Genomic DNA, 14595 nt, shown 5'->3' with positions numbered 1-14595 from the left:
TCACCACTCGAAGCGCCATGCGTCATGCGTTGCGCGACGGTCGCCCACATGGATAAGGTATGTCTGCCCACTGCGCGGAAGATCATGACGCGCGCGCAGCGGCTCAGCCAGTCGAGCACCACGCCACTGGAGCGAAAGGGGCAGGTTGCCGATGGGAATCAGAGAGAGTTGCCGTCCTGCAAGGCCGAGTCCGAGGAACGGAACCGCGTCGGAGTGACGTGAACTGCCCGGCGGTGCCAGTCGCAGCTCACCACGCCCGACATTGAGCACCTGGCGCCAGCCAGACTCAATCAGTCGGTCCGCCGGTTTCGCGTTGTCGGGCAGATCGTCTTTGGCGGCCACGACGAAGTGCCGCAGCAGGAGCTGATGGTCTTCTGGCGCAATCTGTTCACAGAAGGGGCAGTGACGCGCAGAGTTCCAATAGAAAGAACCGCCACAGCAGCGTTCGTCGTGGTCGCACCGCACCTGTATCGCTGCTGCCGACTCGAAGGCTTCTGCCCACTCCGCCATAACCGGGCGTTCACCCGGCTCGTTCAGCCCTTGGCGGAAGCACTGATCAAACAAGCGCCGTAATTCCGGCGTGCACACCAACTCGCGGTCCAAACCGGACTCTGCCCGATTCTGATCGTCGTCGGAGTGATCGATCCATGGATGCGCGCCCTTCAACGCATCGGCTTCCAGCTCGGCATCGCCATCGACAAGCATCCCGCTCTTGATGGGATGCAAGTGGGTCAGCAGCTGGAAGGCAATAACCGCAAAACTCCAGATGTCCGTGTAGGTGCTGACACCCAAGTCACCACGCAATAGCTCGGGGGCGCCGTAGTCAGGCGTGTAAATCTGCAGGCTGCTGTCGCGCACTGCGTAGCTAAGATTGTCCACGTCGATGAGCCATACCTGCGAATGGGCGTGGGTGCTAGAAACAAACACGTTCCTGGGCGAAAGATCGCCATGCGCGATACCCAGCCCATGCAGTGCTGCAAGCACCCTGGCCAGCCGCGCCAGCAGGGCGAGGCGCCGCGCCAGCCCTCCAGACTGAACGAAGCCTTGCAGCTCACGCCCTTCACGCATGGCCTCGTCGAACTCCGTCATGATCGACTCGAGGGGAACCAAACCATCCATCAGCTCCATGACGTATCCCGGCCTTGGCTTGCTGATGTACGCCAATGGCATCACCACGGGAAGACCCATGTCCTGGATCGGCAGGTAGCGGATCCGATCCAGTTGACGGGCCCACGCCACCGTTGCTTGGTCGTCGGCCTTGGCATTCGCCAACTTCACGATCTGCCGAGCGTTGCCCTTGATGCGGACGACGGTCCCCTGTCCTCCCCTTGAGAGGCGCTCGCCTAAGGTGTACTCTCCTCCGCGGTCATCGAAGACTTTTTGTTCGCGCGCCGTCCGCACTTGAGGCGGTTCACGCTCAGCGTTTGCCATGTCATCTCCCCTTCTTTAATATCAGCGCCAGGCTCTTGTCGTCAGAGTGGCCGGGCGTGGCCCAGTGGGTCAGTTCGTGTGTCAGCCAGCGCCGCGACCTCTTGCGGCTCAGGCCTGAAATACGGCGGTACAGCGCCTCTGGAAACGCATGCAGTGCTCGTCCGTCCAGATCGTCTGCAATCCCGTCGGTCATGAGGATCACCTGATCCCCCGGCCGAGACAGCTCAAACTCATGCGTCGACCAAGCGCTCCACGCCCGGTCGATGCCCAAAGCACGCGTCTCATTGCCGAAGCCACTCCTCGGGGGGGTCAAGACTCGCACCTGTCCGTGGGATCGGATCAACACCATGCCGTCGCCCAACTGCCAGGTGCGCACATGGCCGTTTGCGTTGCACGCGGCCATCAACAGCGTCGTGGCCGCCTCGTCTGCACGATCCCGACCAACCGCCTGCAGCCAAGCGCGGTAGATGCGCGTCGCCAGGTCTCGCATCTCCTGTTGGTGGTCCAGCTCATTCCAAAGCAGGTCCATGGCGATGCGAACCGCGCAATGTGCGCCCTTGCCACTTTGGATACGACTACCCAAGCCGTCGGCTACGCACGCGATCCACCCGCCACGCCAGCCCCTGACCCCGCTGGCATCTTGGCACTGCTCTCCGGCTTCGGCATGGGACGGACCGATCACCGACGTACCGACGGCGCTCAGCATTCAGAGTGCGTCCAGATCGAGGTCGTCCTCAAGGTCATCACTCATACCGAGGGGTTGTGCCGTATTGGGCGATCCACTGGTGGACCGTGCCATTACGCTCATCGTGACCGCCCGGAAGAACTTGACGATGTCCCGCACGCCATCGGCCTCAAACACTGGCGCTTCAAGATCGTTGGTGAACTGGCGCAACATGGCTCGGTCAGCGTCTGCACCGATCGCCATCGCGAAACGTGTGGCCTTCTGGCCCCGTTCGCTGGCCTTCAGGGCCGCCAAAGGCTCTTGCCAGTCGTCCGTGGGCTCTCCGTCGGATACAAGCACCAAGACTGGCCTGTAGGCCCGGGATGGCACCAATTCCTTGTCTTCCAGCCATTGGCGCGCCATGGCGAACGCTGAGCCCATGGGGGTGCGACCTTGTGCGACCAAGACCTCCACACCCTCAATTCGGTGGGCGCCTACCAAAGGCACATGCGCTTTAGCGGCATCGCCCCAGAACGTGATCAGGCCCACTTGGATCTCCGCACGCAGGCGACTCTCCCGACCAAAGCTCAAGATCATGGTCTTGAGCGCCTCGTTCAATGCATCGATCTTGCCGTTGACCGACATGCTGCCGCTAATGTCGGCCAGCACGATAACCGGCAGCGGACGCGATTGCGGCGCGGCAAAACCTTTCAGCTTGGTGGGCGCCCCCTTGGGTTCAGCTTCCGGCGTCAGCAATGCATCATGCTCCTTCGCACGAATCACAGTGGCCTGGTGGAAGCGAGACACGATGTCTTCGCGAAATTTGGCAAGTGCCATGTTTTCAACTCCCTTGTTTGGTGTTTGTCAGTCTGCACTCGGCGCTGATCGTGCGACGAGATGAATGGTCCTTCGAGGCATCTTGTGACCGAACAGCATGACGTTGCGGCAGGCATGCTGTTGGACTTTCGGATTGAGTTCGACGAGTCGTGCCATACGCATAGTGGTGCACCGCTACATCTGTTGCAGGATCTGCAGTGCCTCAACCACGGCGCTCGCCTGAAGCTCAAGGTCGATTTCGTCGTCGCCAAGCTGCTCGAACAAGGCCTTGAATCGGGTACTTGCGCCCGGATAGAAGCGGCCAAAGTCAGCTTTGACTTGCTTCCACAGATCCATGGCGACAAAGCCCGTGAAGCCGAGCGGCAACACTCGCAGGCCTTTGCTCACGGCAATGTTGAACTCCTCCACCATGCCATTGGACGGAACCACCGCAAGTGGATTGCCAGCGATCTTGTTGCCGAACATGAACACGGCGAGTCCCGCGAACTCAAGCAGATCTTCCCGGTACGCTCGCCACAGCTTTTGCCCCTCGCTCGATTGCGGAAATGGGCGGATGACAAGCTCATCGGCAATGGTGCGTCGTTCCTCCCAGTAGATCTGTTGCAGAGCACCGTCCACGACGGTGCTGCCAATTCCGAGCCCCAGGCCTGTCACGAGGCGGAACTTCTCCTTCACCAGGCTCTTACTGAGCTTGTGAACGAAACCGAGAGCCTGATCGCTGGTGATCTTTTCGCCGTAAGTGTGGGCAGCACCCGAAACAAAGATCGTCTTGGACTTATACCGAGCTTCCACCCGACGTAGGACGGTAGGTATCTCGGCATACTCATCAACGAGCACCGCTCTGATGTTGTACCGCTGGAGGTCGCAGATGAAGTATTCCTGCTTCGCATTGCGGTACTCGAAGTCGCCCTCCTTGTCGGTGGTCTCTCTTTTCTCTCTGCGTACAAAGCAGTAGTGCTTGCGCAAGTGGTTCCCATGTCGGGTGTGGAGGCGGCCCAGAACATAGTCCAGGTTCGGGTCCGAGAAGCTGAACCCGATGAACAGAAACATCTTGGAAAGCAGGTCCCCAGCCAAAGCCGTGAGGAAGTCTGCGCGCGAGAGATGGTAGGTCTCGTAGTCAGCCTTGCACAGTACCGCATCGTTCGCATGCGCCACGTCGCCATGCATCTTGTAGACAATGGCACTCCTGCCGTGCAGCGTCTGCAGCAACTGCTTTGGATCGTGCTTCACATCAGGACTTTTGCCCGACGCCCGCAAGGCGTCCTCGATAGTGGTGTCGTAGTTGGTCGTCCAATACGTCTCGATAGGCAGTCGCGCCAAGATGCGGTGGTTTTCCGTGACCTTGGTCTGTTTGCTGGAGAAGCCGTTCAGGATGGCGTTCGTGAGGTCGTTTCGATTGCTCCCGTGATGGTTCACGTGGTACTGCGCAATCTTGACGAGGTCGTGCTCCCGCTCCAAGTCCAGCTTGAGCTCATCGGCAAGTGGCTTCAGCAGGCCTTTCCAGTTAACGAATCCGGCGTCGACTGACATGCCGGCACCGGCCAAGATGGCGACGTTTCTCTCGCGCAGTTCTTTGGTGAAGTCCTCAATGAACTTCTCGATCGTTACGACGGCCATCTATTCATCCTCCCGAGTCTTCACTGCCACTCAATACTTCGCCCTGATCGCGATCGCCGCCTCGATCCAGGATTCCAGGTTATTTTTGATGTGGGCGTAGACATCCGTGCTGCTGGAGCTCGGCGGGTCATAGGCCTGCACGATCGTCGACAACTTTGCACCACTTGCCTTGAGCGTGACGTGATCGAATGGGTTCGAACCTTTCGAACTCGTCTTGCCCTCGCTGTTCTTGAGGTTGTGGACGTAAATTCCCAACACGCCCTTGCCGTCGTTCCAGCCCTTGGCGATCTCGTGGTTGATCCACTTCCGGTTAGCGGTTCCCGCACCGATGAGAACCACGACGCAGCTGCGACCACTCATCTGGTCGGCAATCCACTTCTCGATGGCTTTGTCGCCACCCTTCGTGATGGTTTCCCAGTCGTTGTCCTTCGCGGGCTGGTTGCCCTCGATTGCGCCGATATTGCGCACTTGGGACGCGCGCCAGTTATCCGGGTTGTAGTGAAAGCTGTAGAAAACTTTGCGTGCCATGGCTGTTCCTTTGGGGGTGTACGCGACCACCTAGTTGATCACGTTGATCTCGGCAGCCCCACCGCGGGACCGCCTTCACTTCACATACTGCGAACACCGTGCCACCTACAAGACCCTTTATAAATCAACAACTTAGAGAGAAAACCAACCTGGAAATATGAGACTTCAATAATAAATATTGCATTCACGAAAAAATTCTTACCGCTCTTTTCTTTGGCGCATGGGCATCAGCGATCCACGAGGAGTTGCCATTCAATCGCCCGTCGTGCCGAAGAAATACCCGACCATGTTGGCAAGTTCCGGATATGCCGCGCGCATCGGTTCGAAGTTCAGCGATTTGATGTCTTGCATCGACATCTGGCTGGCTCTCGTGGCATTCATGCCTCTTGTTCTACGAAAGCCGTGCCAGCCTCCTCTAGTCTTGTTGTTCCTGCGCTTCGAGTCCCAGGCGCTTAATCCAGTTGCCCAGCGTTTGATGATTGGCGAACCCCAACATCTTGGATGCAGCGATCTTGCGGTCACCCGATTGTTTAAGTGCTTTGGTAATGTAGCTGCGCGAGACTTCGTCCAAAAGTCCTTGCAAATCAAAGTCTTGCGTCAACGGCCTGCTGAAGGGGCTTTGGTCGGCCGGCTGGACTTGGAGCAAGGCGCCCGTTATGTCCTCGGCCTGAATAACTGGCCCAGGAGACCAGATCGCGGCCCGCAGTAGGGTGTGATATAGCTCGCGGATGTTTCCCGGCCAAGGATGAAGGACAAGAAGCTTTTTTGCACTCGCGGAAATTTTCTTCTCTTGTGTTTCCGGCTTGCCGCGCGCGTCCGCATTGATCTGGGCCAGGAATGCGTCTGCGAGCAAGTCAATATCGCCATCGCGTTCCCGAAGTGGCGGAAGGCGAAGAATCCCCACGGCCAGCCGGTGGAACAGATCTTCTCGGAAGCGGCCCGTGGTGACATCCGCCGCCAAGTCACGGTGTGTCGCGGCGATGATACGCACATCAACCTTGACTGCTTTTGAGTCTCCAAGCGGCATGACCTCTTTTGCCTGCAAAGCGCGGAGAAGCCGCACTTGAGTTTCGAGGGGGAGGTCGCCAACCTCATCGAGGAACAAGGTCCCGCCATGGGCCTCCTGGAAATGCCCTTTGCGAGCAACAACCGCCCCTGTGAAAGCCCCCTTCACATGACCGAAGAGCTCGGAGTTAGCCAGCTCGGGCGCGATGGCTCCGCAGTTCACCGCAACGAAGGGCTTCCCAGCCCGCTCGCTAGCCGCGCAAATGGCTTCTGCAAAGAGTTCCTTGCCAGTGCCAGTCTCGCCTAGGACCAGGACTGGAACATCGTGGGCTGCGATACGGCGGGCAAGCTGTACCTGTCGGCGCACAGAGTCGCTGCAGTGCAGGATCTTGCTGAACTGCGGTGCGCCCTCCGTCGGCCCTTGGGCCAGGCGCTCGATCCGGTCCGCACTGCGCTGCAGGAACTCGGGAAGGAAGTCACTCGCCAGATCGAACGGGAAATCAACCGATTCCAGACCATGCTCCTTCGATGTCTGGATCAACTTGGCCGGGAAGCGAGTCTTCGCCAGCATGATCCAGATCGCAGCCATGGCAGGGGTACCGGGGCTCAAGTGCAATGTGAGTTCTACGTCTTGCCGAGGCAAGCCAAGGTCCTTGAGGTGCTTGCTTACCTCGTTGTAGATCGACGCGTAGTCGATTGGACTGCGAAGGTCGATCTCCTGAAGATCGACGTCGGCACCCTCGTAACCGCATCGTTGCTCAAGCCACGCGCAGTAGGCGGAGCTGCGTTCATGCCCGTAGTTGGTAAGCAGGTAGACTCGATCAAACTTCTCTGAGCTCAACAAGGCCGTCGCAACTGGGCCAAAGCCGGCTGCGGACCCAGCTTCCGCAGCTACGTGGTCCGCGTTGCCGATCCAGGAAATGAGCCATCGCTTGTAAGTCACTAAGCGATGATAAACATTTCAACATTTCCGCAAAAAATATTGCAGACATGCATCCAAGGGATCTGCACAAACATCCCTAGTACGTACTTTACCGCCAGCATCTCGGAGGGAAGATCGCATTTCACAAAGCAAACCGACCCGATTCGGCCTGAGTCAGGTAAGCGCAAGGTTTGCACCAAGCAAGCTGTTTTCCGCGCCCTCTTGAAGATGCGGGGCGGCCGGCTCTGCCGAGAAGAGTCCGATTCTCCCTGTCAAACCTGACGCACTGCCACGTTCTCGAGCACGCCATAGAAGGAGCATATCGCCACCAACAGCGCGCGCTATTTATTCGAGCGTCTGCTTTCTGTCCGTTAGTGCGCACCCAAGAACGAGGAGTCGATGACGGCTTTCGCTGCGTACCCGACATCTACGCACCTTCGCCGTATTTGGCCTTCATGAGGCCGGCGTGCAGATTCTCGAAGTCCCAGTACAGGGCGACAGAACCGCTTTCGCCGTCATCGTTGGTTCGCACAGTTCCCCCCAGTCGTGATGCAGTCGTCGTAATGCCCGCGGTTAGAGTTAATTGACCGAGGAGAGGAATCCCAAAGAGTCGGGCGCACCTGATCAACGATCCAGAGCCACGCAATGGCTACTCCGACATAGACACCACCGTAAGCGGCGTAAACACGCCCAGCCGCGGTCTCGTGTAGCGTTAGCAACCATGCGAAGAGCGCCAAGCTCAAGAACGCTGGAACCAAGAGCCAGATTGACTTGCCCTGTTTGAGCCAGAGGTATGGCAAGTAGCAACCGACAATCTCGGCCACTGCCGTCGCAAAGAAAAGAATGAAGATCCGCATCGGCTCATTCTGCCAATGACCCATTCGTCGCCAGTCTGCCTCGACGCGGTTGAACGCGGCGGGCCACGTCAACGCGGGATGACCGTGCGCTTATGGAGATTTGAGCTCTTCAGGCGCCCATCGCAGCCGTAGTCGGCTGCTCTCGCTGAAGGTGCGATACGGCGTGGGTGGGGACGCATTCTTCCCAAATCGATCGCGCACAACCTTGACACTGCCCGCACTGCATACCCACACCCAGCTCGAGCTGTATGTCGTCGAAGCCCATGCCCGAGCGGGCGCAGTGGGCGATGGTCTTGTCGCTGACGCGGCGGCACACACAAACAATCATGGGCGGAGGGCAAGGCGGTTGATGTTCAAGAATGATAATGACTCTCATTCGCTACCGCAAATCCGCCTGTCGGGCGGGTGCCACCCGCCATTGCCTCAGCTCACCGAGCCCATCTGGCTCTGCAGGTAGTTCTGCAGCCCCACCTTGTCGATCAGTTCGATCTGGGTTTCCAGGAAATCGATGTGTTCCTCGGTGTCGTCCAGGATCTCCTGCAGCAGATCACGCGACACATAGTCGCGCACGGTTTCGCAGTGCGCGATGCCGTCCTTGATCGTGGCCTGCGCGCCCTGCTCCAATGCCAGGTCACTGCGCAGAATCTCGGGCACGTCCTCGCCGATGTTGAGCTTGCCCAGGTCTTGCAGGTTGGGCAGGCCGTCCAGCGTGAAGATGCGGTCCATGAGCTTGTCGGCGTGTTTCATCTCGCCGATGGATTCGTCGTATTCCTTCTTCGCCAGCTTGTCCAGGCCCCAGTGCTTGAGCATGCGGTAGTGCACGAAGTACTGGTTGATCGCGGTCAGCTCGTTCTTGAGCTGGGCTTGCAGGTGGCCGATGGCCTTGGGGTCGCCTTTCATGTGGGCTCCTTTAATTTGGGTTGTAGTGGGACAGATTGTGCGGCGCGAAGACTCTCGCGGGAAGTTCTTACCGGTCGCCTTGTCGATCGCGCACAGATGTCAGGAGGCCCATGCCCAGTGGTTGTCCAGGCGAAAACCGGCCAGACCCATGCGCGAATGCCCAGCGCTGCGGGCATGGTCGGCACCGGCTGCCCACCATTGACCACGGGCCATCGCGAGTGCACAGGCATCATGTAATGCAAGCCTATCGACAAGCGCCGAGCCTGGTTTTGTGGCGACAACCTGGTGGGCGCGGGTCGCGCTGACCAAAAAGCCTCCGCCGGGTCGAGCGCAAATGTCACCGCCATATCCGTGCGAATGGCCAGAGGATGCCACTGCGCTGAATTGATGGCCATCCCAGGTGGCGAGGATGGGCGCTGCCATGCGGCTCCCGTTGTCGTCGTGTTCTGCCTGCAATGCCACGCCAACACGGCGGGTGACCGGATCGAATGCAAGGTGGCGGACACTCAAGCGGGAGTCGGGAAGTCGCCATTGGTCAAATACTCGACCCGAGCGAGGATCCATCGCAATCAGCGATGGGTCCATGCGGTCGAGTTGCCGATGGCTTCGACCGGTCTCGCTCTGTGTCGGAATGCCTCCGTTGGCAACCATCAACGCGCCCGCCGGAATGTCCCCCAATTGCGCGGACAACAAGAGCATGGCGTGGGGATCCATGCCATGGCTAGGCCATTCGCCGATCTTTTGAAGCGTGTCTGTTCTTCGCAGGCCGATCATGCCTTCACCGCTGGATCGATCGGTCTCCGTGGTCAGCACTTGGTTGGCATCATCCAGCCGCATCAAGTGCCCATTCAACTGGCGATCGTCATCGATCCAGTGCCATGTGGATGCACCGGTGGCGGGATGCCACTTCAGCAGCCAGTCCCCAGGTCGACGCGCGGCGACCAAGACCGTGCCATCCGGACCCACCGACAGACCGTGCGCCCGCGTGGGCAATTCAAGTCGGCGAACGACTTTGACGGATTCACTGCGATCCAGCGCCAAAACACCGACCTCTTGTCGACCTTCTCTGGTCCAGGATGCCACCATGCGCGCCTGATGCGAATTCACGGTCCCGTGGGCCCACGGCTGAGCGATCAGCCCACTGAGCAGGACCAAGGCATCGCGGCGCGTAGGCATATCCGTCACCATGGGGTTCCCTGCATCGATCAATCGCCATCCCCGATGCCAACCTCCAGCGCCGCTCCCACCTCGTTCTGCATCAGCGCGGTGAGTACCTTCAGATCTGCAGAGGCAGATTCCACGCGAGCTGTATCCGCTGACGCCAGCGACTGCATGGCTCCATCGGCTTTTTGAACGGCTTCACGCCAGCGCTCGGCCAGCCCCACTTGGCCTCGACCCCGCAGGTAGGTTTCGATGGACACCGCCGCATCACCTGGCACGGGGTTCGTTCCAGACTCGGCCACTGCCAGTGAACGCAGAGCAGCCCAGTGCGCGCGCCAGGCTGCCACCGTCTGGCCCGAGGCAGCCCGGGCGAAGCTGGGTTTTCCGCCGCGCGTCTGCGCCTCACGCAACGGCTTCTCCAGACCTGGCCAACGCAACCGCTCCAGCCCACCCAGCCACTGATTGATGAATTCCGCAAAAGCAGTGCCAGCGTCGGTAGCGTCGAGAGGCGCACTGGCGAGCGCATTGAAGGCATCGCGCAGCGCGTTGGCTTCGTCCTGAACCTCTTGTGCTGCCAGCACTGCATAGGTGCAACCCGGTGTGCCTGGCTCCACCGGCGCTGACCACAACAAGTGCTCCAGGGCGGGCAGCCCCTTTGCCGGAGTGCCGACGCGCTGCATGTCGTCCAGGTTACGAGGCTGGCGAGCCATCATTCGCTTCAACAAGTCGGGACGCAGTGGCTGAAAGTCGATACTGCGAAGCGAGCGCCTCTCCACGAGCGGACCTACAGAAACCGCGGCGAGCGATTCCCAGGCCAGGGCCGTCTTCACCCAAGCATCACGCGCCTGCCCGAGCGCGGCTGGTCCGGCGCAATGGCGTGCAAGCGCACTCGAAAGATCGGGCGCTGCCAGTGCAAACGCCTGGGCGCGTGGAACGGTGTGCGTGCGATGAAGGCCTGCCACCGCATGTTCGGCGGTGTAGAAGGGAACAGGCTGCTGGGCATGCGCAGCGGCTGAACACAAAAACACGCAGGCCGACAGCGCCTGCTGGAGAAGTGAGCGTTTCATCAAAGGCTTTCCACAAAGGCCACAAGCGCACGGCGGTCGGCTTCATTGAATCGAAGCACTTGTTGCTTGCTGTCCTCCGCTTCACCTCCATGCCACAGCACGGCTTCCAGCACACCGTCGGCACGGCCGTCGTGCAACAGCCGCATGTGACCGTTGACATCACGGATCAGTCCGATGCCCCACAGGGGTGGCGTCTTCCACTGGCGGCCGTTGGCCAGAAAATCGGGACGACCATCGGCCAGGGCATCGCCCATGTCGTGCAGCAGCAGGTCGGTGTACGGCCAGATGGTCTGACCGGACACGGCCTTGCTGGTCAGACGCGGGAAGGGTCCCTCGGCGGTGGTGTAAGACGGCCGATGACACACGGCGCATTGCGCTTGGGTAAAGAGCTGCTGGCCCCGCAGCACCTGGGGATCGCGCACGTTGCGGCGCGCCGGTGGCGCCAACGCCGCCTGGTAGAAAACCACGTCCTCAATCGTCTTGTCCTCGATTTCCACCCCGCCGGGTTCGGCGCCAGAGGGTGCGGCGCGGCAATCGACCTGGGCCAGTGTGCAGGTCTCGTGGGAAAAGCGGGTCGACGTGATGCCCAGATCGCCCTGGAACGCGCCAGCCGTCTGGTGCGCTAGCGTGGCCACGTTGGCTTTCCATCCAAAGCGCCCCACCATCTCGCGCTCGGCGAAGACGTCCCACACGCGGTTGGGTTTGCCCTTGATGGGCCCAGGCTGTCGCGCCTGGGTATCGGCATTTGCCAAGATGTCGCTTTCGGCAATCGCCTCGAGCAACCCCACACCGATCACTTGTGGGGCAATGCGCGGGCTGACCAGGGTGGATTTGCCCAAGGCGCCGTAGCCGAATCGGTCGGTTTGGTAGATCGGTTTTTGCAGGGTGTATGGCGTTCCGTCTGCAAACCTGCCGTGCACGGGTTCCCACCGCAGGCGCACGCGCGCTTCAGGCTTCACGCCCTGCACGGAGGCTGTGTTGAGTTGGTCGCCGTAGACCGGGTGCGGCTTCGGCCCCCCGTGCGCGTCCTGGCCGGGCACCGACAAGCGCAGCAGCAAGGCCAGCGGCTCCTCGTCTGAAATGCCTCGCTGCCAGGGCGGCGGCTCACCCCGGCCATCGTGCATATGGCAGGCCGCGCACGAGCGCGCCAGAAAGTGGGGACCGAGCCCGTCGCGCGCGGTCGTGCTCGCCGGTGTTTCGACCCAGTTGCGCTTGAAGAACGAATTGCCGATGACGAATCGCGTGCGTTCGTCATCAGGCAGGTTGGCCGCGGGGAAGGAAAACGCGTTGCGCCCGGTGGCCCATACGGTGGTGCTTCCACCGGTCATTTCACCAAGCAGATCGGCGCTGGCCGGCTCGGCTTGGGTGTCAACGCTCACGATGAGGGCCGCCGTGGCGGCCGTCACCACCACGGCGGCCGCCAGGGCCGCGCGCCTCACGGTTGCACCAGCGTCAGCTTGGTGATGCCGATCGCCGCCGCCGCCGCCACGATGTCGTTGGACTGAGCGGTCAGGCTCTGGATGGTCGCTTCGATCTTGGCGCGGCCGGCACTGCCCTGCACGATGGCACGGTCAAACGGCGCCGGGATGGATTCGGCCGCCAACACCGAACTGCGGATCTGTTGGCTGGTCTTTTGCGCCAATGCCGCGTCCTTGGCCGCGACCAGGTCGCGCAGGCTGGGGCCCTGCAGCGTGCTGCCGTCGGCGCGCACGTAGCGGCCCAGCCACACGTTCTCGATGCCCTTTGCGTTGGTCACCGCATCGCGGTGGGTGTTGTCCGAGAAACAGCTGTGCTCGTCCTCCTGGTCCTGGCTGGCCAGGGCCACCTCCAGGCGTTCGCCTGCAAGTTCACCGCGCGAGAGCGACCCCATGGCCACGTACATCTTGCGCAGCGACTCGTTGCCACCCTTCTCGAACTTCGCGCGGAAGTTGTTCTTGGCGCCCGGGGCCCATGCCTTGACCAGCATGTTCAGGTCGTCGATCAGCAGCTCGGTCACCACATTGAGGTACTGGCGGCGACGGTCGGCATTGGGCGCCTTGCCGTCGACGAAGTCCTCAAAACTGCGGTTGCCCGGCCCCGTCTCCGACAGGTCCTGGCCCCACAGCATGAATTCGATGGCGTGCCAGCCGGTGGCCACGTTCTCCTCGCCGCCCTTTTCGTTGAGCGATGCCAGCGCCTTCTTGGTGATGGCCTGCTTGCGGTTGTTGACGATGCCGGCGGTTTTTTTGCCATCCACGTAATCCACGTAGGACTCATCCATCGGCCACGCGTTGAGTTGCCCTTCAGGTCCGTTGTCGTCATCGATGGGGCCACCGTAGAAGCGGAACGCCTCGGTCTGGCCGTAGAACTCGCGCGCCTGCAGCCACGCCTTGCGGGCTGCGTCCAGGGTGGTCTGCGAGGGTGCCGCGGTGAACGCCTTGATGGCCTGTTGCAGGGCCTGCGCCCCCGTCAGCGTGTCCTGGTAATTCGCATGCACCAGGGTGGCGTAATGGGCAGCGACGCTTGCAGGCGTGGCCGCTGTCTGGGCATCGACAGGCGCGGCGAATGCCACGGCGAACAGTGCAGCGGCCAGGGTGGGTTTGAATTTCAGGGTCATTGGCCAGCTCCTCGTTGAATGATCGTTAGTCTAAATGAGAACGGTTATCGTTCGTATAAATAGCCGTAGTTTCTGACAATGGCTGGGGGTCATGCAGGTGCGAGCGCGTAGAGAAGTCGACGACTTCTCGGGACAGGGTGCTGCACGACAAGGCCGCGACGCACCAGTTCGTTCAAGGTTCGGTACGTGGTGGTGAACGCGATCGGATTTCGCCGGTTGCAAACCTCAAGGAACACCTCTTCCACCGTGGCCGCGCGCCCGAGGCGCGCCAGCGCGGCATGAACCATCGGTTCGTACACGCTTGGGCGTTTGGTCGGCAGATGCCGCCCCGAACGGGTCGGATTGAGACCTTTCATCAACTGCGCTGGCGGCCGGCACAGGTCAGGACAAGGGTGGCCTGAAGGCTGGCGAGGTGGGTCGGCATGCGGTCATTCTAGTGTGCGAATAGGAATGGTTCGTATTCCTTGTAAGATTGGAGCACTTTGGTGCGTCAGCGTTCCGAAGCTCACTTTCACCGCCATCCCCCCCCTAAAGAGAGACATCCATGCGACGAGCCCGCCCGACCGTTCCCCTTCGCCCGATTGCCCTGGCCAGCCTCATGAGCTGCCTGGTGGCCGCGCCTGCCTGGGCGCAAGGCAGCACCTCCACACTCCCGCAAGTGGAAGTGCGGGCCGGGGAGAACAAGGCCTTCACCAGCAACAGCATCCAGGTGGGCACCTTCCGTGACCAGGACCCCCTGGACGTGCCGCTGACCAACCAGGCCATCACCCGCGAAGTGATCGACGCCCAGGGCTCGACCACCCTCTACGGCGCGCTGCGCAACACGGCTGGCGTATCGCACGCGCAGATCGGCAACGCCACCTACGACAACATCGCCATCCGCGGGGTCTCCTCGTTTTCAGTGCAATAAGTGACGGTACGCAAAGCTAGCACTGGCGCGGGGGTGGTCTGGGTAGACCGTTGATTTCATTGACTTTCCTGTTCGCTTTGTAAACGGGTATGGTGGCCTC

At 60.8% G+C, this 14595-nt stretch carries 16 protein-coding genes; 1 reads left to right on the top strand and 15 read right to left on the bottom strand.

Annotation, left to right across the window (positions count from 1 at the left end):
• From DTW89_RS08130 to DTW89_RS19295, 15 genes are all read right to left on the bottom strand, one after another.
• On the bottom strand, nucleotides 1-1431 hold the full coding sequence (locus DTW89_RS08130; RefSeq protein WP_114655582.1) for a protein kinase domain-containing protein: 1431 nt from the start codon (nucleotides 1429-1431) through the stop codon (nucleotides 1-3).
• Nucleotide 1432: 1 nt separating this feature from the next.
• Nucleotides 1433-2137, bottom strand: coding sequence for a PP2C family serine/threonine-protein phosphatase (locus DTW89_RS08125; RefSeq protein WP_114655581.1), 705 nt, complete (start codon nucleotides 2135-2137; stop codon nucleotides 1433-1435).
• Nucleotides 2138-2932, bottom strand: coding sequence for a vWA domain-containing protein (locus tag DTW89_RS08120; protein WP_114655580.1), 795 nt, complete (start codon nucleotides 2930-2932; stop codon nucleotides 2138-2140).
• 174 nt (nucleotides 2933-3106) lie between these two features.
• On the bottom strand, nucleotides 3107-4549 hold the full coding sequence (locus DTW89_RS08115) for an SIR2 family protein (protein ID WP_114655579.1): 1443 nt from the start codon (nucleotides 4547-4549) through the stop codon (nucleotides 3107-3109).
• Nucleotides 4550-4579: 30 nt separating this feature from the next.
• On the bottom strand, nucleotides 4580-5077 hold the full coding sequence (locus tag DTW89_RS08110; protein WP_114655578.1) for a TIR domain-containing protein: 498 nt from the start codon (nucleotides 5075-5077) through the stop codon (nucleotides 4580-4582).
• Between the two features lie 252 nt (nucleotides 5078-5329).
• The gene (locus tag DTW89_RS19900) at nucleotides 5330-5458 is read right to left on the bottom strand and encodes a hypothetical protein (protein WP_269089837.1); all 129 of its coding nucleotides are present in this window, start codon (nucleotides 5456-5458) and stop codon (nucleotides 5330-5332) included.
• 34 nt (nucleotides 5459-5492) lie between these two features.
• Nucleotides 5493-6923, bottom strand: a complete 1431-nt coding sequence (locus DTW89_RS08105) for a sigma-54 interaction domain-containing protein (RefSeq protein WP_236637076.1) — start codon at nucleotides 6921-6923, stop codon at nucleotides 5493-5495.
• Nucleotides 6924-7519: 596 nt separating this feature from the next.
• Complete coding sequence (locus DTW89_RS08100; RefSeq protein WP_114655576.1) at nucleotides 7520-7861, bottom strand: YnfA family protein; 342 nt, start codon at nucleotides 7859-7861, stop codon at nucleotides 7520-7522.
• Nucleotides 7862-7970: 109 nt separating this feature from the next.
• The gene (locus DTW89_RS08095) at nucleotides 7971-8126 is read right to left on the bottom strand and encodes a (2Fe-2S)-binding protein (protein ID WP_236637078.1); all 156 of its coding nucleotides are present in this window, start codon (nucleotides 8124-8126) and stop codon (nucleotides 7971-7973) included.
• 158 nt (nucleotides 8127-8284) lie between these two features.
• Nucleotides 8285-8761: a bacterioferritin gene (gene bfr, locus DTW89_RS08090; RefSeq protein ID WP_114655574.1), complete on the bottom strand. Its 477-nt coding sequence runs from the start codon at nucleotides 8759-8761 to the stop codon at nucleotides 8285-8287.
• A gap of 99 nt (nucleotides 8762-8860) precedes the next feature.
• Entirely contained in the window at nucleotides 8861-9949 is a 1089-nt protein-coding gene (locus DTW89_RS08085; RefSeq protein ID WP_114655573.1) for a DUF1513 domain-containing protein, read from the bottom strand.
• Between the two features lie 17 nt (nucleotides 9950-9966).
• Complete coding sequence (locus DTW89_RS08080; protein WP_114655572.1) at nucleotides 9967-10989, bottom strand: imelysin family protein; 1023 nt, start codon at nucleotides 10987-10989, stop codon at nucleotides 9967-9969.
• On the bottom strand, nucleotides 10989-12428 hold the full coding sequence (locus DTW89_RS08075; RefSeq protein ID WP_406557866.1) for a di-heme oxidoredictase family protein: 1440 nt from the start codon (nucleotides 12426-12428) through the stop codon (nucleotides 10989-10991). Before DTW89_RS08075 ends, DTW89_RS08080 begins: the two co-directional genes overlap by 1 nt.
• A complete protein-coding gene (locus DTW89_RS08070; protein ID WP_114655571.1) occupies nucleotides 12425-13585 on the bottom strand; it encodes an imelysin family protein in 1161 nt (386 codons plus the stop codon). The genes DTW89_RS08075 and DTW89_RS08070 overlap by 4 nt, the downstream gene beginning before the upstream one ends.
• 89 nt (nucleotides 13586-13674) lie before the next feature.
• On the bottom strand, nucleotides 13675-13941 hold the full coding sequence (locus DTW89_RS19295) for a hypothetical protein (RefSeq protein ID WP_147277637.1): 267 nt from the start codon (nucleotides 13939-13941) through the stop codon (nucleotides 13675-13677).
• Nucleotides 13942-14129: 188 nt separating this feature from the next.
• Here DTW89_RS19295 and DTW89_RS08065 point away from each other — a divergent pair, with 188 nt between their 5' ends.
• Nucleotides 14130-14495, top strand: coding sequence for a TonB-dependent receptor plug domain-containing protein (locus DTW89_RS08065; RefSeq protein ID WP_114655570.1), 366 nt, complete (start codon nucleotides 14130-14132; stop codon nucleotides 14493-14495).
• Nucleotides 14496-14595: the final 100 nt, after the last annotated feature.

Origin of the sequence: Acidovorax sp. BoFeN1 (assembly GCF_003345135.1) — a bacterium.
Classification (GTDB): domain Bacteria; phylum Pseudomonadota; class Gammaproteobacteria; order Burkholderiales; family Burkholderiaceae_C; genus Acidovorax; species Acidovorax defluvii.
This window is presented reverse-complemented; position numbering and strand designations above follow the sequence as displayed.

Coding starts and splice junctions, on each gene's coding strand:
- DTW89_RS08130 (WP_114655582.1), bottom strand. CDS start 1,431: ATGGCAAACGCTGAGCGTGAACCGCCTCAAGTGCGGACGGCGCGCGAA.
- DTW89_RS08125 (WP_114655581.1), bottom strand. CDS start 2,137: ATGCTGAGCGCCGTCGGTACGTCGGTGATCGGTCCGTCCCATGCCGAA.
- DTW89_RS08120 (WP_114655580.1), bottom strand. CDS start 2,932: ATGGCACTTGCCAAATTTCGCGAAGACATCGTGTCTCGCTTCCACCAG.
- DTW89_RS08115 (WP_114655579.1), bottom strand. CDS start 4,549: ATGGCCGTCGTAACGATCGAGAAGTTCATTGAGGACTTCACCAAAGAA.
- DTW89_RS08110 (WP_114655578.1), bottom strand. CDS start 5,077: ATGGCACGCAAAGTTTTCTACAGCTTTCACTACAACCCGGATAACTGG.
- DTW89_RS19900 (WP_269089837.1), bottom strand. CDS start 5,458: ATGAATGCCACGAGAGCCAGCCAGATGTCGATGCAAGACATCAAATCG.
- DTW89_RS08100 (WP_114655576.1), bottom strand. CDS start 7,861: ATGCGGATCTTCATTCTTTTCTTTGCGACGGCAGTGGCCGAGATTGTC.
- DTW89_RS08095 (WP_236637078.1), bottom strand. CDS start 8,126: ATGGGCTTCGACGACATACAGCTCGAGCTGGGTGTGGGTATGCAGTGC.
- bfr (WP_114655574.1), bottom strand. CDS start 8,761: ATGAAAGGCGACCCCAAGGCCATCGGCCACCTGCAAGCCCAGCTCAAG.
- DTW89_RS08085 (WP_114655573.1), bottom strand. CDS start 9,949: ATGGTGACGGATATGCCTACGCGCCGCGATGCCTTGGTCCTGCTCAGT.
- DTW89_RS08080 (WP_114655572.1), bottom strand. CDS start 10,989: ATGAAACGCTCACTTCTCCAGCAGGCGCTGTCGGCCTGCGTGTTTTTG.
- DTW89_RS08070 (WP_114655571.1), bottom strand. CDS start 13,585: ATGACCCTGAAATTCAAACCCACCCTGGCCGCTGCACTGTTCGCCGTG.
- DTW89_RS19295 (WP_147277637.1), bottom strand. CDS start 13,941: ATGAAAGGTCTCAATCCGACCCGTTCGGGGCGGCATCTGCCGACCAAA.
- DTW89_RS08065 (WP_114655570.1), top strand. CDS start 14,130: ATGCGACGAGCCCGCCCGACCGTTCCCCTTCGCCCGATTGCCCTGGCC.